The sequence below is a fragment of the Flavobacterium xizangense genome, assembly GCF_054075145.1.
Window position 1 is genome coordinate 324,531 of record NZ_JBSIPG010000003.1, and the last position, 22,473, is coordinate 347,003.

The 22,473-nt window shown below is 33.9% G+C and carries 14 protein-coding genes; 9 read left to right on the forward strand and 5 right to left on the reverse strand.

Going from position 1 to position 22,473, the window contains the following annotated elements; translation table 11 throughout:
• Nucleotides 1-10 precede the first annotated feature (10 nt).
• The 9 genes from ACWA1B_RS11580 (at nucleotide 11) to nagA (ending at nucleotide 13,952) form a co-directional block, all read left to right on the forward strand.
• Nucleotides 11-1,456, forward strand: coding sequence for a RagB/SusD family nutrient uptake outer membrane protein (locus ACWA1B_RS11580; protein ID WP_456906999.1), 1,446 nt, complete (start codon nucleotides 11-13; stop codon nucleotides 1,454-1,456).
• Between the two features lie 16 nt (nucleotides 1,457-1,472).
• Nucleotides 1,473-2,246, forward strand: a complete 774-nt coding sequence (locus ACWA1B_RS11585; protein ID WP_456907001.1) for a DUF4843 domain-containing protein — start codon at nucleotides 1,473-1,475, stop codon at nucleotides 2,244-2,246.
• 33 nt (nucleotides 2,247-2,279) lie between these two features.
• The gene (locus ACWA1B_RS11590) at nucleotides 2,280-3,773 is read left to right on the forward strand and encodes a PKD-like family lipoprotein (RefSeq protein WP_456907003.1); all 1,494 of its coding nucleotides are present in this window, start codon (nucleotides 2,280-2,282) and stop codon (nucleotides 3,771-3,773) included.
• Nucleotides 3,774-3,846: 73 nt separating this feature from the next.
• A complete protein-coding gene (locus tag ACWA1B_RS11595) occupies nucleotides 3,847-4,722 on the forward strand; it encodes a thioredoxin family protein (protein ID WP_456907005.1) in 876 nt (291 codons plus the stop codon).
• Nucleotides 4,723-4,728: 6 nt separating this feature from the next.
• Nucleotides 4,729-6,201 (forward strand): aspartyl protease family protein, encoded by a 1,473-nt coding sequence (locus ACWA1B_RS11600; protein ID WP_456907007.1) that lies wholly within the window; start codon nucleotides 4,729-4,731, stop codon nucleotides 6,199-6,201.
• 28 nt (nucleotides 6,202-6,229) lie between these two features.
• Nucleotides 6,230-7,612 (forward strand): TlpA family protein disulfide reductase, encoded by a 1,383-nt coding sequence (locus ACWA1B_RS11605; protein WP_456907009.1) that lies wholly within the window; start codon nucleotides 6,230-6,232, stop codon nucleotides 7,610-7,612.
• A gap of 11 nt (nucleotides 7,613-7,623) precedes the next feature.
• Nucleotides 7,624-10,440 (forward strand): M16 family metallopeptidase, encoded by a 2,817-nt coding sequence (locus ACWA1B_RS11610; RefSeq protein WP_456907011.1) that lies wholly within the window; start codon nucleotides 7,624-7,626, stop codon nucleotides 10,438-10,440.
• 131 nt (nucleotides 10,441-10,571) lie between these two features.
• Nucleotides 10,572-12,617 carry a protein-disulfide reductase DsbD family protein gene (locus tag ACWA1B_RS11615; protein WP_456907013.1) on the forward strand — a complete coding sequence of 682 codons (2,046 nt, stop codon included), beginning with the start codon at nucleotides 10,572-10,574 and terminating at the stop codon, nucleotides 12,615-12,617.
• A 213-nt stretch (nucleotides 12,618-12,830) separates the two neighbouring features.
• The gene (nagA, locus tag ACWA1B_RS11620) at nucleotides 12,831-13,952 is read left to right on the forward strand and encodes an N-acetylglucosamine-6-phosphate deacetylase (protein ID WP_456907015.1); all 1,122 of its coding nucleotides are present in this window, start codon (nucleotides 12,831-12,833) and stop codon (nucleotides 13,950-13,952) included.
• An 87-nt stretch (nucleotides 13,953-14,039) separates the two neighbouring features.
• Here nagA and ACWA1B_RS11625 read toward each other — a convergent pair whose 3' ends face one another.
• The 5 genes from ACWA1B_RS11625 to ACWA1B_RS11645 form a co-directional block, all read right to left on the reverse strand.
• Complete coding sequence (locus ACWA1B_RS11625) at nucleotides 14,040-15,311, reverse strand: acyltransferase family protein (RefSeq protein WP_456907017.1); 1,272 nt, start codon at nucleotides 15,309-15,311, stop codon at nucleotides 14,040-14,042.
• Nucleotides 15,312-15,378: 67 nt separating this feature from the next.
• Nucleotides 15,379-18,375 carry a glycoside hydrolase family 3 N-terminal domain-containing protein gene (locus ACWA1B_RS11630; protein WP_456907019.1) on the reverse strand — a complete coding sequence of 999 codons (2,997 nt, stop codon included), beginning with the start codon at nucleotides 18,373-18,375 and terminating at the stop codon, nucleotides 15,379-15,381.
• Nucleotides 18,376-18,446: 71 nt separating this feature from the next.
• Nucleotides 18,447-19,955: a sodium:solute symporter gene (locus tag ACWA1B_RS11635; RefSeq protein ID WP_456907021.1), complete on the reverse strand. Its 1,509-nt coding sequence runs from the start codon at nucleotides 19,953-19,955 to the stop codon at nucleotides 18,447-18,449.
• A 162-nt stretch (nucleotides 19,956-20,117) separates the two neighbouring features.
• A complete protein-coding gene (gene murQ, locus ACWA1B_RS11640; protein ID WP_456907023.1) occupies nucleotides 20,118-20,939 on the reverse strand; it encodes an N-acetylmuramic acid 6-phosphate etherase in 822 nt (273 codons plus the stop codon).
• Nucleotides 20,940-21,062: 123 nt separating this feature from the next.
• On the reverse strand, nucleotides 21,063-22,262 hold the full coding sequence (locus ACWA1B_RS11645; RefSeq protein WP_456907025.1) for an exo-beta-N-acetylmuramidase NamZ family protein: 1,200 nt from the start codon (nucleotides 22,260-22,262) through the stop codon (nucleotides 21,063-21,065).
• Between the last annotated feature and the right edge of the window lie 211 nt (nucleotides 22,263-22,473).

Genomic DNA, 22,473 nt, shown 5'->3' on the forward strand with positions numbered 1-22,473 from the left:
TACAGCAATTATGAAACAGTATTTAAATAAAATAGCATGCATTATTTTGATTTCATTGACGGCGACAAGCTGCAGTGATTTCTTGGATGTAACGCCTCAGGATAAAATTTTAGAAAGTCAAATATTTGAAAATGAAGCCGGAATGCAAAATGTGCACAATGGACTTTATTTAAGCCTGGTATCTGAAGATCTTTATGGTCAACAGCTTACCATGGATGCAGTCGAAATTTTAGGACAGCAGTACAATATGACAAGCAATGTTTCTAAAAGTAAAATAGCATCTTACGCCTATACAGAAAGCCATCCTAAAGCTGTGTTTTCTAATATTTGGGAAGCAGGATATAAAGCTATTTTGTATGCCAACAAGTTTTTAGAAAGCATGGACGAGCATGCCGGAATTGTGTCAAAAGAAAAAGCCGATCTTTTAAAAGGTGAAGCTATCGGGATTAGAGCAATGTTGCATTTTGATATGTTGCGTTTGTATGGACCAATTTACAAAGTCGATCCTTCGCTACAAGCAATTCCTTATTATAGCACTGCTGTTACAGCAAATCAGCCTTTGCTTTCGGCAAAAGATGTTGTGGTTAAAATTTTGGCTGATTTAGATCGAGCTTTAGAGTTGCTTCAAAAAGATCCAATTCTTACTGCAGGAAAATATAATGCTACAACAGACTTTGATGCTAATCCTTATTATTCAGCAAACAGAGGTCTGCGTATGAATTATTTGGCAGTAAAATGCCTTAAAGCGCGTGTATTATTATATTCTGGAGATAAAACTGGCGCATTTGCCGTTGCAAACGAAGTCATTAATTTTACTAAAACGACGACATTTTTCCCATGGACTCCATTTTTAGAAGCTACAAATGCGGCAAATCCGGACCGAATTTTTTCATCTGAAAACTTTTTCGCTTTAAGTGATTACAGATTATATACAAAACAAAAATTATTGTTCGATTATATTTTATCGGATGGGATGATATATGCTCCTTTATTGAGCAGATTAACGGCCGTTTTTGAATCAAATGATAATGATTACCGAAGCCTGCCGAGCTGGAAAGTTCCTGTGGTTGGAGGTAAAACGCAAAAGACATTTTATAAATATGAAGATGTAACAAACAAAGAAAAGCTTTTCCGTCTACAGATTCCTATGTTTAGACTTTCAGAGATGTACCTGATCGCAGCAGAAACAGCACCAGTACCGGCAGACGGAATTGCTTTTTTGAATACGCTTCGTTTTAACCGTGGTTTAACAAATTTAGCCGCTACAGCAAATGTTGCTACAGAAGTTACAAAAGAGTATAGAAAAGAATTTATAGGAGAGGGACAGTTATTCTTTTATTACAAAAGAATAAACAGTACTACTATCCCTAACGGCTCAGCAGCTTCTGGGAATCTGACTATGGGAGCGCTTCAATATGTTGTGCCATTACCAGATATTGAAGTTAATTTCCAATAATTTAAAACAAAGTAACATGAAAAAAATATTCATTTTAAGCATATTGTTTTTGTCAATTTTAGGTCTTGCTTCATGTGATCAAGAGGAAATTGCAACATATTCAGGGAAGGACAGCGTATATTTTGCACCATCCATTTTCGGAATTAATAATGGAGCAACTACAACCGTAACGGATAGCGTCGGATTTACTTTTGCTTTAGAGAAACCTGTAATTGTTGGTAAAACTTATAATCTTCCAATTCAAGTACAAGGAAATATAAGCGATGTTGACAGAAAAGTAAAAGTAGTTGTCGATCCAAAAAGTACTGCTATAGCTGGAACTCATTTTGAAATTCCGGCAGATTTTGTGATACCTGCAGGAAAAGTGGTAAATGATCTTCCTATCAAGATTTTCAGAACTGAAGATATGAAGAAAAATAGCTTTTTACTGATTTTGAATTTAGAGGAAAACGAATCATTTAAGACTGAAATGAAGAGCAGAGAAACTAATATACTGACCCATAAAAGAATCAGCTTTATTACTTTCAAACTCTCTTTTGATGATAAATTGACGCAGCCTATTGGCTGGTATGCACCGTATTTAGGCGTTTTTTCGGCAAAGAAATTTTTCTTAATGTGCGACTTGATTCATTTGGATCCAGCGATTTTCAATCAAAAATTGGGAGGGACTGGACTTGCAATTGCCGATTTCTTGTATTACCAGGCTTTTATGAAACGTTATCTAGCTGACCAAAAAGCATCGGGCAACACTATTTATGAAGAGGACGGAAAAGAAATGATCTTTCCTTAAAAATCATTTAGTAAATTTTAAAAATAGAACATTATGTTAAAAAATATAAAGATTCAATTTATTCTGTCACTGATGTTGGTTTTAATGTATAGCTGCGCACAAGACGAAGGAAATTACGATTACAATGCTATAAATGAAATACACGCGACCGGCATCGCAGAATCATATACAGTTTATACTGGTGATTACTTTAAAATTGCGCCTGATTTGAATGAAACTTTAGTTGACGTTGCCAATACAGATCGTTACAGCTATGAATGGGTAGCACTTAATCCTGCTAAACTACTTTTGGAGTCAAAAACGCTTATCGCGACAACTAAAAATTTTGATGGAATTGTAAAGCTAGCTCCGGGTACTTATAATGTTTTTTATTTTGTTAAAGATAAAGTAACTGGCGTTACTTGGCAGCAAAAACCGTTTGTTTTAAACGTGGTTTCAGCTATTTATGAGGGCTGGCTTTTAATTGGGGATGTTAACAATAAAGCACGTTTAGATATGATTTCAATCATACCAGGTGTCGCGCAACCACGTATTCTGAAAGATGTTTTAGATTCGAGTGGTTCGGCATTAAAACTGACAGGAAAAGCAGTTGATGTTTCTTGTTTTTCTCAAGCTTTGTCTACTTCTGCAGCTTACGGGATTTATGTAACAACAACAGAAAATGGTACGGCGAGAATTGATCCAGATTCTTTTGGATGGACACAACAGCAAAATATTGCTTATGAGACCGTAGGAGGTGCATTGCCAACAAATTTTGGAGTCGATTTTATGAAATCACCAACGGGATCCGAAAACTTTCTTTATGCAAGAGGAGATATTTACTATTTCTATCGCGCATTTAATATAAAATATGGTTTGCCACAAAACATAATGGAAACGGAAACAAAAACATTTTATGCGGCGCCATTTATTGCTGAAAATCGTGGATCATCGGGAGCACCAGTTTTCTTTGATCAGAATGCGCGTCGTTTTGTACGTTACAGTTACTCAAAAGGAAACTGTTCTACAATGCCTCCAGTAGTTCCATCTGAATCAGTTTTAGACTGGAATAATACTAATTCTGATTTGGTTTTCATGACAACATCAAATTATAATGATTTAGAAAACGTTGCTGTATTAAAAAACCGTACTACAGGAAAATACAATTTGTTGCGTTTCACTAAAGGTTTAATTCAGAGTTATTATAAAGAAATTTTGAATGCTCCAGAATTTGATAAAGCAACAAAATTTGCGGTAAGTCCAGATTCGGGATATTTATTTTATGTGGTTGGAAGCAAAGTATATGAATACGACAACGGGACTCAATCGGCTAAATTAATGATCAACAAAGGCTCAGAAGAAGTAACTTATATTGGTTTTATCAGCAATGCAAAAGATGGTGCCAACAAAAAACTGATTGTTGGAAGCTATGGAACTTCGGGCACAATGGAACTTTATACAGTTCCTCCAGTAAACGGCGATTTAATATTAACAAACAAATATGAAGGTCTTTGCAAAATCGTTGATGTTGCATTCAGAGCCAGATAATCTAAATACTCTAAAACGAAACCGGATGAAGCGCGAAATTCATTCTTCATTCGGTTTCTAAAAACCACATCTTATGAAACGTTTTTTTAAAATCGCAAGTGCAGTTTTGCTGCTTGCCAGCTCTTCTATTGCCTTAAATGCACAGACAAATCCAGCTGATGAAAGTTGGGAATTGGCTAAAAAACAAGCTCAAACGGAAAAAAAATTAATCTTTGTCGATTTGTATTTCACAGGTTGCGCGCCGTGTGCACAAATGGACAAAGAGGTATTTCCAGATCCTAAAGTAGCGGCTGTTTTAAGCAAAGATTTTGTCACTTTCAAATCGGATATTTTGAAAGAAGAAATTGGTAAAAAGTTATGCATGAAATATGGTGTTACAGGATTTCCAACATTTTTATTTATGAATGCTGATGGAAAAGTGATTGATGTTGAAAGTGGTTTTCAAAGTGTTGAGCAATTTACAGCTTTGCTTGAAAATGCAAAAACAGCATCAAAAAAAGGAATATTTAAAAAATACAGTCCGCAAATTCAGGAAAAAGAATATCCGGAATTTTATGCACAGGCTTATTTGGCAAATAAACGAAACGTTTCTTTTGAAACAGCCGATGCGTATTTAAAAGCACAACCTTCTTTATTGGCCGAAGTTCCTTTTGTAATTATTACAGGTTTAAGAATTGGCAGACAGTACGATGATTTTTTCCTGAAAAATGTCAGTCAACTTGAAAAAGATTACGGAAAAGCAAGTGTTGAGAATCATGTATTTACCATTTTGCAGCGCAAGAGAAAAGAATTGGAGAAAACAAACGATTTAGCTTCATTCAAAAAATTACTTGATGAGGTAAAACCAATTTATTCTGCAGATGATTGGACAAAATTTGAAGGCATTTTATTGAAAGATTTTGGGGTACAGAAACCTGCAGCCAATAATCCCTATACTTTACAAAAGTAAGCCAAAATGAAAAAGTTATTCTTGTTTTCAATATTGATTTTTGGATGTACTATTTATGCTCAAAACAGCATTCAAAAATCTATTGAATCTTTCGAAAAAGCATTTCAAAATAAAAGTTATAGTGAGATTAAAAGTCTTTTGGCTCCAGAGTTTACGGTTGGTGTTGGAGATGCTTCTTCAAATGAATTTTATTTAAACGGAATTTTCAACGCATTTCCTGTTTTGGATTCTATTCAGATTGGGAAATCGGTAGCAATGAAAAATGAAACTTTTGTTTTGGCCGATTTTTGTTTCAAAGGAAAAGAAAAAAAGCCGTCTCAAATTGTTTTCAATTCAGATAATAAAATTTTGTATGTAACTTTTTTCGATGGTTTGTATAAAGTTGACCGACATGCCACCGTCAAAGAAGTAGCAAGTATTCCGTTTCAAATTGTCGAAAACGGAATCGCCATCAAAATAAAACTAAACAAAGCCGATCGCGAGTTTTTAATGCTTTTTGATACTGGTGCAGACGGAATGGCTTTGAATCCTGACAGCGCATACAAAGCTGGAGTTGTGGTTACCAAAAACAAATCGGCTTCTGTGGTTGGCGGAAGTCAGCAAGTGCAGTATTCGGCAGACAATACCATTTATATTGGCGATCAGGTTTTGAAGAATCAAGGCTTGGTTATTTTTCCAAAACACGGCGTTTACGACGGATTATTTGGCGCAAATTTGCTTCGCAATTTTATTACTTCTGTCAATTTTGATACGATGACGATTGATTTGTACAATTTTGGAAATTTCAATTACTGGGGAAAAGTAAAACCATTTGTTTTTGACTATAAATCAGGACTTCCGGTAGTAAAAATGAAGCTGACTTTTGAAGATAAAAAAACAATCGAAGGCAGTTTCACTTTTGATACTGGAGCAAGTTATGATTTAATTGCATATGGACCTTTCAATCATAAAAATAATCTCGAAGCAAGTTTGAAAACAGAATATACTTCGGTGAATTACAGTTTAGGAAAACAAACGAAAATTGTCGGCGGGGCAATTCCAAATGTAGCGATTAACGGAAATAATTTTCAAAACGTAACCATCGCGTTGCAGGAATATGACGAAGCCAATAAAAGCTGGGCTTTCGCCGATGGATCACTCGGAATTGATTTAATAAAGCGTTTCAATTTCACAATTGATCTTTTGCATAAAACGGTTTATTTGGAACCCAATAAAAATTTCAAAAAAATATCTTCTTTCTATCTAGGCGGAATGAATTTAGATTTTGATGAAAACCAAAACCTGATTGTAAAAAGAATCATAGATCAGCAAAATGAAGATTTGAAAAAAGTAAAAGAAGGTGCCAAAGTAACTCAAATAAATGATTTTGAAGCCAAAGACTTACTGAATCCAGAAAATCTCAAAAAGCTTAAAGAAACCAAAGAAAGCAAAGATTTCATCATAGAACAAGGCGATCAATCGATGCGAATTTCAATTTAAAATTATCAACAAAAAACAATAGAATATCATGAAAAAACACATTTTAAATTTCATTTTGATCTGCTTTGCGGTTCAGGTGAGTTTTGCTGCAAATTTTTCGGAATATGCAGTTATTAAAGGAACGGTTTCAATTCCCGATTTTAAAGCAAAAGAAGTTACGCTTTATAATGTCGAAGAAGGAAAACCAGCGGTCGCTGCAACTGCAAAAGTCAACACACTTGGGGAATTTGGCTTTATGATACCGGTTTCAGCAGCTGGTTTTTATTACGTTGATTACGGTCAGATGAAAAGCAGAAATCAATTGATTCGCTTGTATTTGGAACCAAAATTAGACATTAGCCTTTTAATCAATAAAGAGAATTATGTTTTGAACGGCAAAAATGTTGGACAGAATGCTTTGGTTCAAAAAGCAAATGAAATCTACAACGAATTTGCACCGTTTTCAAGACTAGGAACTAATATTACTTATGTAGATTTTTATCCATGGATTGATAAAGGCGTTGCAAAAGCAAATGAATTTTCAAAAAGCATTAAAACCAAAGATGCAGCTTTTGATAAATTATTAAAATTAGCCGTAGCAACTGATGTCGAAGAATTGACATATACTTTTTTCAGAATGCCAAGAAGTGCTTTTCCTGATAAAGACGATCGCCCGGCGGTTATTAAAACTTGGCAGACAGATAAAAAATTTACAGATGCTGATTTGCTAAAATTGCAAAATGGTCTTTCATTAATGTCAAATTATTTCTTTTATGTAACAATGAATAGTGGTGATGCGCCAAAACGTTTGGATTTGGCAGAAGCAATTACACATATTACAGAACCGGCTCTAAAAGATGTTTATCTTCGTGACGCGGTAGCAACTTCAAGAATGAAAATTGAAGAATATGAAAAAATAGCTCCAAGCATCAAACCGTATATGATTTCTGATGCAAGTAAAACGTTTTTAATCGAATACGAAAAAGTGCTTCATAAAAATGTGGGTCAAAAAGGACTTGAATTTACGTATAACGACATAAACGATAAACCAGTTTCGTTTTCAGATTTTAAAGGTAAATTTGTTTACATCGATTTATGGGCAACGTGGTGCGGACCTTGTAAAGCGGAGATTCCGCACATGAAAAAAATTGAAGAGGATTATCACGGAAAAAATATCGTCTTTGTAAGTCTTTCGTTAGACAAACCAAAAGACGCTCAAAAATGGAAAGATTTCGTTACCAAAGAACAATTGAAAGGAATTCAGTTGATGGCAGATAAAGATTTTGGTTCCGATGTGGCTAAAAACTATGATGTGAATGCTATTCCGAGATTCTTATTGTTTGACACAAAAGGAAATATCATCAATGCCGATGCACTTCGTCCTTCAAATCCGGAATTGAGAGTGCAGTTGGATAAATTATTGAAAGGTTAATTATTAGCTTTATGAAGTACAGCAAAAAAATATCAATTTTATTATTCATCGTTGGGTGTTTTTCATCCGCGAAAGCGCAGAATTTTAAATCAACAGACCCAATTGCGGTCAATCAAAAAATCAAAAAAGGTGTTCTTCCAAACGGAATGACGTATTATATTTATCCAACAGATGTAAATAAAAATACGGCGAGTTATTACATTATTCAAAATGTAGGTTCGATATTAGAAAACGACCAGCAGAAAGGTTTGGCGCATTTTCTGGAACATATGGCTTTCAACGGAACCAAACATTTTGAAGGAAAAGGAATCTTGAATACGCTTCAGAAACAAGGAGCCGTTTTCGGGAAAAATATCAATGCATACACAAGTACAGACGAAACAGTTTACAATTTAGATAATATTCCGTCAAAAGATGGAAGCGTTGTTGATACATGTTTGCTGGTTTTGCACGATTGGTCAAATTTTTTGTCGCTTACAAATGAAGAAATCGATGCCGAACGTGGCGTAATTACAGAAGAATGGCGTACAAGACAAAATGCCCGAGCAAGAATTTACAATCAGTTGGCGCCTTATTATTACAACAATTCGCTTTATGCAGATCGCATGCCGATTGGCGATATGGAAATCATCAAAAACTTTAAATATCAGGTTTTAAAAGATTTTTATAAAGATTGGTATCGTCCCGATTTACAAGCGATTGCTATTGTTGGAGATATTAATTCAGATGAAGTTGAAGCAAAAATCAAAAAACTTTTTGCGGATATTCCGACGCCTCAAAATCCTAAACAACGTTTTGAAATTGCAATTCCTGAGAAAGAAGAACCAACTTTTAAATTGGCTTTGGATAAAGAAATTTCGGCTTCAAATATCACTTTCATGGTTCGCCATTCCGCCGAAAAACCAACGGGGACTTTTTCCGATTTAGAAAAATCAACACAGAGAAGCATTGCTTTTGGGATCATTAGCAATCGTTTATCTGAAATGGCTCAGAAACAGGAATGTCCTTTTAAAGGAGCACAAATTGGATATCAAAAATATTCTCGTTTGAATGATGTTTTTGCTTTAAGCCTAAGTCCGAAACCGGGGAAACAAGCGGAAGCTTTTACAACTGTTATGAACGAATGGGTTAGAGCGTACAAATTTGGTTTTTCAAAAGGAGAAATTGAAAGATCCGTTACTGAAACTATTTCGGGTTACGAAAATTATTTAGAAAAACTAAATGAGATTTCGCATAAACAAGTAATCGGAATGGTAAAAGACAATTATTTGAATCACGAAGTAATTGCAGATCCGAAAGTAGAATTTGAAATGACGAAAAGCATTTTGAAAAGTCTAGATAGTAAAATTCTTCAAGAACAAATTGCCAAATTATACACAAAACAAAATCGTGTTATTACGGTAACTGGAGTAGAAGGCGAAGAAAATCTAACTCAGGAAAAAGCTTTTGATATTATTCAGAAAGCGGAAAACGACTCATCGTTACAGCCATATGTTGATACTTTTGTGGCTAAATCACTTATGGATGGAACAGATTTAAAGCCAGGTAAAATAGTATCAGAAAAAGAAACTAAAGAAATTGGTGCGACTACTTATATTTTAAGCAATGGCGTAAAAGTGCATTATAAATTTGCTGATAAAAATAAAAAGACGGTTAGTCTGCAAGCAGATAGTTATGGAGGAACTTCTTTGTATGACGGTGATGATATGCCATCAGCTCAACGTTGCGCAGATTTTGCTATGATGTCGGGATTAGGTTCATTTTCAGATACTGATTTAGAGAAAATATTGAAAGGAAAAATAGTTAGTTCTGGTGTTGGAATTAGTCCTTCGTCTGAATTTGTATCAGCGTCAGCTAATGTGAAAGACATTGAAACAATGATGCAGTTGGTTTATTTGCGTTTTGAGGGACCAAGATTTGATCAGGAGAAATTTTTATTGATGAAACAAAGATTTCAAAATTTTCTAAAAAATAAAGAAAAAGATATTAATTCTAAAATGTCAGATAGTGTGTCAGTTGCTGTGTACGGAAAAAATAATCCGCGAGTATATTCAATAGACCAAAAGTACATTGATGATTTGTCTTTTGATAAAATGAAAGTAATTTATGAAGATCGCTTTTCTGATGTGTCAAATTTTGAATTCAATATAGTAGGTGATGTAACGCCTGAAGTTTTAAAACCTTTATTAGAAAAATATATTGCCAGCATTCAAGGAGTTAAGCGTAAAGAAGGATATAAGGATAATAGAGCAAAATGGATTTCGGAAAAAATAAATAAAGAAGTTTTTATTAAAATGGAAACGCCAAAAAGTGCTGTAAAAATCAACTATACAAAAGCCTATTCTTACTCTGAAAAGAATAAAATGTTGGCATCATTTTTTGGAGATATTTTGACTTTAAGGTATACAGAAAGTCTTCGTGAAAAAGAAGGTGGTACTTATGGCGCTTATGTGCAGTGCGTTTCTACAAAGTATCCTGTACCAACGACTAAACTTGAAATTTCATTTGATTGTGATGCAAATAGAGCAGATCATTTAGTGCCTATTGTTTATCAGGAAATTGATAAAATTAAAAAAGGAGAAATCGCTTCTGAAGATTTAGAGAAAACGAGAACGAATTATTTGAAGTCAAGAGAGGACAGTAAAAATTTCAATAAATATACCAGCGATCTGCTTTACAATTACTTTAGGGAAAACTTCAATATGAATGATCCTAAAAATTATGAAGATATTGTAAAATCCATTACTGCAAAAGATATTCAGAATTTTGCGAATTCGTTTTTAAACAAAGCCGATTCGTATCAAATTGTCTTCAAACCCTCAAAATAATCTACTAGAATTTAATTTGTACTTCCGTAATCAATTGATATTTTGAATTAGTAAGCATTATTAGTTGTAATATCGGATTTTACGAGAGGGTTGTTTTTTGCTATTCAGCCCTCTTTTCTAAAATTTTACCCATGAACAAGAACATATTTTTAGTGAGTTTGCTGTTGTTGTTTACAATAATGGTAAAGGCTCAAATTTATACTCCCATTAAGTGGAAAACCAGTGTCGAAAAGATTTCAGATACTGAATATGAATTGCAGGCAAAAGCAACTTTAGACACAGGCTGGCATTTATACAGCCAGGAAGTTTCTGACGGCGGCCCAATTCCGACTCATTTTGTTTTTACTAAAAGCCAAGATTTTCAATTGATTGGAAATGTAAGAGAAGAGAAAGGAAAAACCATAAATGATCCTGTTTTCAAAATGTCAATTAAGTTTTTTGAAAAAGAAACTACATTTAGACAACGTATAAAAAACATTGGAAAAAAGTCTTTTAAAATCAAAACAGAGGTGGAATATATGGTTTGCAATGATGAAAATTGCCTTCCGCCGAGTTATGATGAACTTGAGTTTGATGTAAACGCCACGATTAATGCCAATGCCGCAATTGTAAAAGAAATTGCTCCTGTTGAAGTTGTTGAAGAAATAAAAACAGATTCATTATTGGCAGAAGTTAAACCCGAAATTCCGGTTCAGAAAAAAACAGTTTTACCAACAAAATCAGTTGTTCACAAAAAGCTGAATAAAGCCGAATTAGATAGTTTATGGACGATTTTTATATTGTCGTTTTTCTCTGGTTTTGCCGCTTTGCTCACGCCATGTGTTTTCCCGATGATTCCTATGACGGTAAGTTTTTTTACCAAACAAAGCAAAAGTAAATCGCAGGGAATTAGAAAAGCTATTTTTTACGGTATTTTTATCATTACGATTTATATTTTTCTAGGAGCCGTTGTAACCTGGGCTTTTGGTGCCGATTCACTGAATGCGCTTTCCACAAATGTTTGGTTTAACCTGATTTTCTTTGTGCTTTTAATTGTTTTTGCAATGTCATTTTTGGGCGCTTTTGAAATTATGCTGCCCAATTCATTAGCCAATAAAGTAGACAGTCAGGCAGACAGAGGCGGAATTATCGGAATATTGTTTATGGCTTTGGCATTAGCGATTGTTTCGTTTTCATGCACCGGCCCAATTGTTGGAACATTATTGGTCGAAGCTGCTTCAAGAGGCGGAATTGCACCTTTCATGGGAATGTTGGGTTTTTCTCTGGCTTTGGCTTTGCCGTTTACCTTATTTGCGGCTTTTCCTGGTTGGTTAAATTCATTGCCAAAATCGGGTGGATGGCTAAATTCGGTAAAAGTATTTTTAGGATTTTTAGAATTGGCTTTAGCCTTTAAATTTTTATCCAATGCCGATTTGGTGCTGCAATTACATTGGTTAGAAAGGGAAACTTTTTTAGCGATTTGGATTGCGATTTTTGCAGTGCTGAGTTTGTATTTATTGGGAAAAATACAATTGCCACATGACAGTCCGTTATCGCATATCAGCGTTGGGAGATTAAGTCTTGGAATCGTCGTTTTATCTTTTACAATTTATTTGATTCCAGGTATTTGGGGTGCGCCTTTGAAATTAATCAGTGGTTTTCCGCCACCGTTGAATTACAGCGAAATTCCGAACGGCTTAGGAACAAATTCCGATGAATTACCATCAAAATTGCCATCCGGAGCAGAATTTGGACCCCACAATATTATCGCTTTTACCGATTATGATTCGGGAATGGCATACGCCAAAAAAATGCGAAAACCAGTAATGATTGATTTTACGGGACACGCCTGTGTGAATTGCCGAAAAATGGAAGATAATGTCTGGTCTGACAAAAAAGTCCTTAAGGTTTTGAAAGATGATCTTGTTTTGATTTCTCTATATGTTGATGATAAAAGAGAATTACCTCAAAACGAACAGGTTGCATCAAAATTGACAGGCAGAAAAATTAAATATATTGGACAAAAATGGAGTGAATTCCAAACCATTAAATACAAAACAAATGCTCAGCCTTTTTACGTATTGGTAAATAATGAAGGCGAAGCGCTAAATGAAACTTCAGCATATAATCCAGATATCGATGATTATCTGAATTGGCTCCAAAGTGGCATTTGTAATTTTAAAAATAGTTTTAATTAATTTTTATTTATTGTTACCCAAGGTTAAATTGTAAAAACGGAATAGCGAAACTGCTATTCCGTTTTTTTGTGTAAATTCGAGATTTTATATCGTTTTTTGGCAGGCAATAAATTGTTTCAAATTCTTAAAAAATCCACTAAAATATAACGTGAATGTGGATAATTTATCCGATCTTACTCTTTAAATTTGAAAGAAAAAGAGCGAACAAAAATCATGAAACAGGCGATTGTAAATGCTGTAGTACATACAGGTGAAGAAATAATTGAAAATGGTGTTATTGTTATTGAAAACGGAAAAATCATTTCAGTACAAAAGGAAATTCCAAACGATATAAAACAAATTGATCTTAAAGGAAATCATATTGCAGCAGGTTTTATTGACATTCAGATTAACGGCGGAGAGCAATATTATTTTAGCCAAACGCCCAATGAAGAAACCATTCAGGATATTTATGATTCAAGTTTGAAATTTGGAACTACGCATGTTTTGCCTTGTTTAATTTCGTCTTCAAAAGAAACAATCCTAAAAGGAATTGATGCGGTACGTGATTATAAAGCAAAATACAATAACGGAGTTTTGGGAATGCATTTGGAAGGCCCATTTTTAAATCCGTTAAAACGTGGCGCGCACAGTATTGATCAGGTTCGAAAACCAACGAATGAAGAACTTGAAGAAATTATCAAACATGGAAAAGATATTATAAAAGTAATTACAATTGCGCCTGAATGTTTTACACAAGAACAACTGAAAATGTTGTTAGATAGTGGCATTATCATTTCAGTTGGACATTCTACAATAACCCACAAAGAAGCGCAATTTTATTTTTCGAAAGGAATAAATCTGGTAACACATTTATTTAACGCAATGACACAATTTGGGCATCGTGAACCGGGTTTGGTTGGGGCAGTTTTTGAAAATGAAAAAGTGTTTGCGCCTATTATTTTGGATGGAGCACATTGTGATTATGCAGCAGCAAAAGTGGCATATAAATTAAAGCAGGAAAAATTCTTTTTAATAAGCGACGCGACATTTTTAGGGCGAAAAGTAGCCAATTTTAAATGGGATAATTTTGATGCGCATTTAGAAAATGGTTTTTACAGAAATGAAGATGGGAATTTGGCAGGTGCTACAATTTCTATGAAAGAAGCAGTGCAAAATGCTTATAATCATTTGAATGTTTCAGCAGATGAAGCAATAAAAATGGCAAATACAAGAGTGGCTTCAGCAATTGGAATGGAAGATAAAATCGGAAAAATAAAGGCTGGATTTCCTGCGAGTTTCGTGCAATTTTCTGCAGATTTGAGTGAAATTGAAGTTCTTAATCTTGAATCTTAGATTCTAAAAACTATAAAAAAATATTCGCATCATTGATTTAAAAATAGCAATGATGCGAATAAGATTTTATTCTAATTAAAAAAGAAATTATACTTTAAAAATCAATTTCTTTTTATAGAAAACCCACAAAATAACACACCAGAAAGTCGCGTATAATAAAGCGTAAGCTAATGAAGCGTTTAATGGATTTTCAAACCAAGTAGCAATTCCGTGTTTGTATATTGAAGTTTGAAAGCTGATTTCTTCTCCGGCTATTTCTGGATCAGCAACTTTTATAGCGCTTAAAACTCTCGGAATTATTCCAGAAAAGAAAAATACGATCATAGGATTTACACCCCAAATTAAAAATAGTTTGGTCCATTTATTATAACCTTTTACATCAATTATAAAATATAAAAGCGTCAACAAAATAGTAGCAATTCCGGCAGTATATAAAACGTAAGAACTTGTCCAAAGTGATTTGTTAATCGGGAAAATGATGTTCCAAAGTAAACCTCCAATTAATAAAACAATTCCTGTGATGGCTGTTTTTTTGACAATTTCAATTTTATCGATTGATAAGTTTAATAATTGACCAATGTACATTCCTAAAATTCCGGTTCCAATTGCTGGTAATGTGCTTAAGATTCCTTCTGGATCCCAAGTTTTAGAAGATGCCCATAAATGTCCGTTTAAAAGTGTATCGTCAATCCAGGCCGCTAGATTAGTTCCTTTTTCAAAATTGGCAGGACCAAATCCGGGAACGGGTACAAAGGCCATCAATAACCAGTATCCAATTAAAAGCGTCGCTAAAACTAAAAGCTGTGTTTTTAAATTGGTCTTTAAATACAAAATAGAAGTAAAGAAATATACAATTGCAATTCGCTGTAAAACGCCTGGAATTCTTGTATCTTCAAAATGTTCAAGACCGCTGAATGATAGTGCAATCAAGATTAAAAAGATTCCTACGGCAAGATAGGTTTTGACTTTCATTGAAAAATTTCCTAAAAGGGCATAAGCAACTGCAAAAGCGATTACCAATCGTACTCCCAATAACGGAATTCCTTCTAAACCAAATAAATGAATTCTGCTGAAGACGCTTAAAAATAATCCCAAACAAAAAATTCGAAGTGAACGAACTAAGATCTTATTAAAGACACTTCCATCAAAATGTTTTACAGGCATTGCAAAAGGAATTGCAGTTCCCATTATGAAAACAAAAAACGGAAAAACTAAATCGGTAGGCGTGCAGCCGTGCCATTCTGCGTGTTCTAAAGGGGGATAAATAGAAGACCAGCTTCCTGGATTATTGACAATTGTCATCAAGAAGATGGTAAATCCTCTAAATACATCAAGTGAAGTTAAACGTTCTTTAGTCATTGGGTTTTGTTTTTTTTGTGGTTAGATATTTTTTTAGAGGAAAGAGGCAAGATGCAAGATTCTTGCTTTACTTTATGATTGCTTCTTGGATTATTTTTTGAATGTCTTCTCTGATATTTCCTTTGGCTAATTTATTTTCATCATTAACTATTTCTGGATATGTTCTGTTAGAAAGAAATATATAGACAATTTCGGTTTCAGGATCAGCCCAAGCCATGTTTCCTGTAAAACCTGTGTGTCCAAAACTTGATTCAGAAACGCAGTTGCAAGTTGGTCCCCCTTTGTGTACTCTTTTGTCAAATCCTAAACCTCGAAGAACGCCTTGATTTTTGTAATAACAAGTATTGAAAGCATCAAAAGTTTGTGGAGAAAAATATTGAATACCACCGTAATTTCCTTTTTGTAGAAACAGCTGCATCATTTTGGCAACATCCATACTGTTTGAAAAAATTCCGGCGTGACCCGCTATTCCACCTTCCATCGCGGCCGCCATATCGTGTACATAACCTTGAATTGCCTGATGCCTGAAATAATTATCAATTTCAGTTGGAGCAATATTGCTTTTATCAAATTTATCCAGCGGATTGTAAAACGTGTTCGTCATTCCTAATGTGCTGTAGAAATTTTCTTTGCTTAAATCTTCCAGTTTTTTATGTGTTTTTCTTTCTAGATATTCTTTTAAAATGATAAAAGTAAAGTCGCTGTATTTGTATTCTTTTTTTTGTGAAACAGGACTTTGAGCAATGATTTTCATGATCGTATCGTGATAATCATTTCGAATATAAAGATTGTCGGCAACTTTTGTTGTAAAACCAGTTTCGGCTATTTTACGATAGTATTTATCAGAAGGTTGATTGTTATTGTCTAAAGTCGCTTTGTAAAACGGAATCCATGCCTGAAGTCCTGCGTAATGATTTAGCAAATCTTTGAAAATGATATTTTCTTTGTTTGTTTTGGCAAAAAACGGCAACATATCTTTCAGTTTGGTGTCTAGCGTTACTTTGCTTTTATCATACAATTGCATCACATTTGGCAGTGTCGAAATCATTTTTGAAATCGAAGCGACATCATACAAATCAGAATTGGTTACTTTTTTTCCGTTATCGTAAGTCTGCGCTCCGTATGATTTCTGAAAAATTACATTTCCTTTTCTTGCCACCAAAACCTGCATTCCTGGCGCCATTTTACCATCAATTGCTTTTTGTGCCACAGCATCTATTTTAGATAAAATCGCAGGATTCATATCGACATTTTCCGGAGCTGTAAAAGCAAGCCGATTTAGTTTTTCGGTAGTTAAACCATCGTTGACATGGAAAGCATCATTAATCGAAACAGGAAGTTTACCTTTCGCATCAATCGCTCCAAAAAGCAATTCTGCAGAAACTACCTGACTGATATCTGAGTTTTGATAGGAAACCACCAATCCCTCAATATCCTCAAAATTATCAATTGATAAAAGGGAATATGGTTTTGCGAAAATATCCAGAATTACTTTGTTGTGTTTTGCGACTTCTTTCAGCCAAAGCAATTCGGTTAAAGTAAATTCTTGTTTTTCCCAAGGTTTATTCACTTTGTGATAGCTAATAATAACCTTGTCAAATTTTTTCAATTCCTTGTTCAGACTGTCAAGATTGGTGTCTTTAACTTCTGTGATTTCGGTGTATTTTTTTAAGGTGGAAACAAAAGTACTATTCGTGTCCTCACCAAGTTTTATGTAAGCAATTTTTTCGCTTAAATCTTTAATAGGAAGTATTTCTTTATCATTCTTTAAAACTGTAATTGCATTTTCATACAATTTATAATGTAAAGCATCATTACTAGAAGGATTTAGATCGTTATAAATATTCGCCATATCGATTGGCTTGTATTTGTTTAATCCTGCTTTGTATTTGTAATGCAAAATCTTTTTTACAGAATGCGCCAATCGTTCTTCTGTAATTACTTTTTCATTGTAAGCGGTTTCCAGTTTTTGAAAAGCAACTGGGACATTATCAGGACAAAGCAAAATATCATTTCCAGCTAAAATCACGGCTACTTCCAAATCTCCCGGACCTTTAAAATTGGCAGCGCCTTTCATCCCTAAACCATCAGTAAAAATTAATCCATCGAAACCTAATTCTTTTTGAAGCAGATTTGTAACTACATTATAGGAAGCTGAAGAAGGACAATTTGGCTGTGATTCTAAACTTGGAATATTAAGATGTGCGACCATGACAGAAACCAAACCTTCGTTAAACATTCTTTTGTATGGATATAACTCAACTAAATCAAGACGTTCTTTAGAAAAATTAACAGTAGGTAAGGCGTGATGCGAATCGGTTGAAGTGTCGCCGTGACCTGGAAAATGTTTTCCGGTACAGAAAACGCCGTTGCCCTGAATTCCTTTCATTAAAGCAATTGCTTTTTCACTTACGTTTACTTTATCTTCTCCAAAAGAACGATTTCCGATAATTGGATTTTTAGGATTTGTATTAATATCTAAAACCGGGGCAAAATTAAAATGAACGCCAATTCGCTTATTTTCGGCAGCCATATTTCTTCCCACTTTTTCAATTAAACTCAAATCCTTAATCGCGCCTAAAGTCATGTTCCAAGGATAACGATATGTAGAGTCTAAACGCATGGCTAATCCCCATTCGGCATCAATTCCAACAAACAAAGGAACTTTTGCTTTTGACTGATATAAATTGGTCAATTTTGCCTGACGAACTGGCCCGCCTTGAAAAAAGATAACACCTCCAACTTTATAATCGGTAACTAATTTATTTATTTGATTAACGTGAACTGAATCTTTGTTAGAATAAGCCGAAACCATAAACAATTGCCCGATTTTTTCCTGAACCGACATTTTATTATAAATGCTGTCAACCCAAGCCGTTTCTTTGTCGGAATCTTTGAAAAAAGTCTTTTTTTCGCTTTCTTTTTTTTGATCATACACAACGGTATCTTTTAAAGAAATGCCTTTTTTGGTATCAATTGTATTTGTATTTTTTTTGGAAGCACAATTGGTGATTAAAAAGATAAAAGCGGCGTATAGACTTATTTTTAAGATTGAATTTTTCATGTAATTTTTTTTGAAACAATTGAATCTAAAATTTAGCTTTCAATTGATTATTCGGGTAATTCTTATGCTGTTTAGAAACTTATTCTGGTAGTACTTCGTGAACTTGTAAAATATAATCCTAAATAGGTAATTAGTCCGTTTAAAACGATTAATTCATTATCAAAAACATATCCTCCAAATAATGCTTTCGAATTTTCATTGATTAAATACGTAAAAAATGGAGAAAGCAAACAAATAAATGGAACCAGTTTATCGTTGACATTTCTTGTTTTTTGGAATAAACCAAAAGCATATAATCCTAATAATGGACCATAAGTATAAGAAGCCACTTTAAAGATCATTCCGACAACAGAACTGTCATTTATCGAATTAAAAATCAAAATGATAAAAAAGATTAAAACTGAAAAACTGATATGAACCAAATGCCTCACTCGTACTGTGTTTTTCTTATGATTGTTTTCTGCTTTGTTCATTCCTAAAAAGTCCACACAAAAAGAAGTCGTCAAGGCTGTCAAGGCCGAATCTGTAGTGGCAAATGTCGCAGCAATAATTCCTAATAAAAATACGATGGCAGGAATTAGTGCTAAATGATTTAAAGCAATTTCAGGAAATAATAAATCGGTTCTTGGTTTTCCTGTCACTAAATCAGTTGGAATTGCGATTCCGTTTTTATTAGCATAAATGTATAACAATGCGCCAACACTCAAAAAGAAAATATTGATGACAACAAATATTCCTGTAAAAGTGAACATGTTTTTTTGTGCTTCGCCAATGTTTTTACAGCTCAGGTTTTTTTGCATTAAATCCTGATCCAGACCTGTCATTGCAATTGTAACAAACATTCCGCCTAAAATTTGTTTTATAAAGTGGAATTTACTTCCCATAAAATCATCAAAGAAAAAGATTTTCGAATAATTACTGTTTTTCACTTCTTCAAAAGCACTGATGGCACTCAAATCCATTCGGTCGCAGATAAAATAAATAGTAAGGAAAACTGAAGTTACTAAGAAGAAAGTCTGCAAAGTATCTGTAATAATAATGGTTTTTAAGCCGCCTCTATAAGTATAAGAGAAAATAAGCAATAGTGAAATCAAAACCGTGAAAGCAAACGGAATATGATAGAAATCAAAAACAAAACGCTGCAAAACAATCACCACCAAATAAAGTCGGAACGCCGAGCTAATGGTTCTGCTAATTAAGAAAATAGAAGCAGCTGTTTTATAACTAAAAACGCCCATTCGGTGCTCAATATAACCGTAAATCGAAGTCAGATTCATTCTGTAATACAAAGGCAATAATAATTTTGTAATAACAATGAAACCCAGTGCATTACCTAAAACAAACTGAAAATATTTGAATTGTTCACCACTTACGGCACCAACTTCACCCGGAACCGATATAAAAGTCACTCCGGAAAGCGCAGTTCCAATCATTCCGAAGGCTACTAAATACCATTTTGAATTTTTATTGGCGGTAAAAAAAGCATCGTTTCCGCTATCTTTCTTGCTGACTCTGTGTGAGATATAAAATAATGTTCCGAAATAAACGATAATAAGGAGAAGAATGGTACTTGGTGTCATTTTATTTTTTGGTGTTTCTTTTATAAATTATTTAAAACGGCCTTTTTTTAATAAGACCTAACAGGTTTTGAATTCTGCTAGGCCGCCGTTAAACTCAAAAATTGAAAAAATGTAGTTTTTGATTTGTATAAATCTATAAAAAGATTTTAATAGTGTGGCTTTTTACTGATTTTTGTTGTGAGCTTGTAAAACTGCTCTCACACTTTTGTGTTTCTGCAGTAATTCTTCGGCTAAATCGTACTCAATATCAAGTTCTTCCATAATCATTTTAATACCACGTTTTACCAGTTTTTCATTAGAAAGTTGCATATCAACCATTTTGTTGCCTTTGACTTTTCCTAATTTGATCATAACTGAAGTCGAGATCATATTTAAGGTTAGTTTTTGTGCTGTTCCCGATTTCATTCTGGTACTTCCAGTTAAAAATTCTGGTCCGACAATCAATTCAATAGGATAATCTGCTTCCTGTGCAATAAGTCCATTGCTGATGCACGAAATACTTCCTGTTTTGATATTGTGCTCTTTTGCTTTTTTCAAAGCTCCTAGAACATAAGGAGTATTTCCAGAAGCCGCAATCCCGATAATAAAATCTAAGCTTGAGATTTCAAATTTGGCTAAATCTTTCCATGCTTGTTCCGTATCATCCTCAGCATTTTCAACCGCTTTTCTGATAGCTGTATCACCACCAGCAATAATTCCGATAATCATGTCATGCGGAACACCAAAAGTAGGCGGGCATTCTGATGCGTCTAAAATTCCGATTCGGCCAGAAGTTCCTGCTCCAATATAAAATAATCGGCCACCCAATTGCATTTTTTTTACAATTGCTTTAACCAGTTTTTCAATTTTAGGAATCTGTTCTTCTATAATATGTGGTACCTTTTTATCTTCTGTATTGATGTTGATAAGAAGTTCTTTCACGCTCATTTGATCCAAATCTTTGTATAAAGATTCTTGCTCAGTTTCAGGATTTTTATTTTTCATTTTTCTTTTCTTTTTTGGTTTTTGAAACAGCAGATTTTATGATATTTATGCTTTCGATATTTTGTATAAGGGGTCTCTATTTTGATAAAAAATAGTCAATTTGGGGTTAAGAAACAGTTTTGTTTAATAGAGCAAATAGGCTTTTCTCATGATGTGAAAAGCTTTCAGATCTTTTTTCCAGCTTTCGCGAATGTCTTTTTCTGAAACTCCAGATTCTATTTGCTGTTGTAGTTTTTTTGTTCCGGCAAGTTTGGTAAAAAAAGCATTAAAAAATTTCGTTTTGTCGTTGGTATTTTGGTAGGCTTTTATGAGCCATTTTAATTCTAATTTGGTCAGTTTAGGATATGAAGTTAAATCTTCGCCAAAGCATTCTTTTCCGTTATAAAGAGGATCTTTGGCCCCAAAATTTGGCTTTGGAGTAAAACTGAAATTTGTTTTTGTCAAGTATGGAGAACCATAAATTTGAAATTGTTTTTCGGTTCCTCGTCCCACACTTACATTCGTTCCTTCAAAAAGACATAAACTGGCGTATAGATTTATAGATTGATCGTTTGGTAAATTAGGGGATGGTTTTACCAATAAACTGTATTGCATTTTTCGATTGTAATTAACACATGGAATAACGGTCAATTTGCATTTTGCGGCATTTTTTAGCCATTTTTCACCATTTATCATTTGTGCATATTCCCCAATTGTCATTCCGTGAAGAAGCGGAATAGGGTGCATACCTACAAAACTTGTAAATTCTTTTTCTAAAAGCGGACCATCGACTATACTTCCATTAGGATTTGGTCTGTCTAAAATTATAAGCGGGACATTGTTTTCTGCACAAGCTTCCATTACATAATGTAAAGAAGAAATATAAGTATAAAAACGAGCGCCGACATCTTGCAAATCGAAAATCATAATGTCGATTCCGTTTAATTGCTCAGGTTTTGGTTTTTTATTGTCTCCATAAAGCGAGATTATTGACAAACCGGTTTTAGGATCTTTTCCGTCAACAACATGTTCGCCTGCATCTGCTGTTCCTCTAAATCCATGTTCGGGAGCAAAAATGGTTTGTATAGCAACTTTCTTTTCTAGTAAAAAATCTACAACATGAGTTTTGTCAGACAAAATTCCGGTTTGATTGGTTACGATTCCTACTTTTTTATCTTTTAGAAGCGGCAAGTATTTCTCATAATTATCGGCTCCAGTTTTAAATGCAGGAGGATTAATTGTAGCGGTATTGCTTTTTGCTACCGTCAAAAGCGAATGAGAATATGAAGAAGTACAGATTAAAGAAGTTACAATAAGAATACTTTTTGCTATGAATTTTATCATTGTAATTACAGTTAATAGTTAAGGCAAAAAAGAACTAATAAAATTAAGATATTATTCGATTCCTGTGATGTTTTTGATTGATGATGAGAATGAGAATCTGAAACTTCAGATTTAGGCTTTTATTTTATCAGTTTTTTGCCCATTGACTTTTGCAATGAGAAAAAATTTTTAAAGACTGCCTCTGTTTAAATAGGTTCCAGAGGCAGTTTTA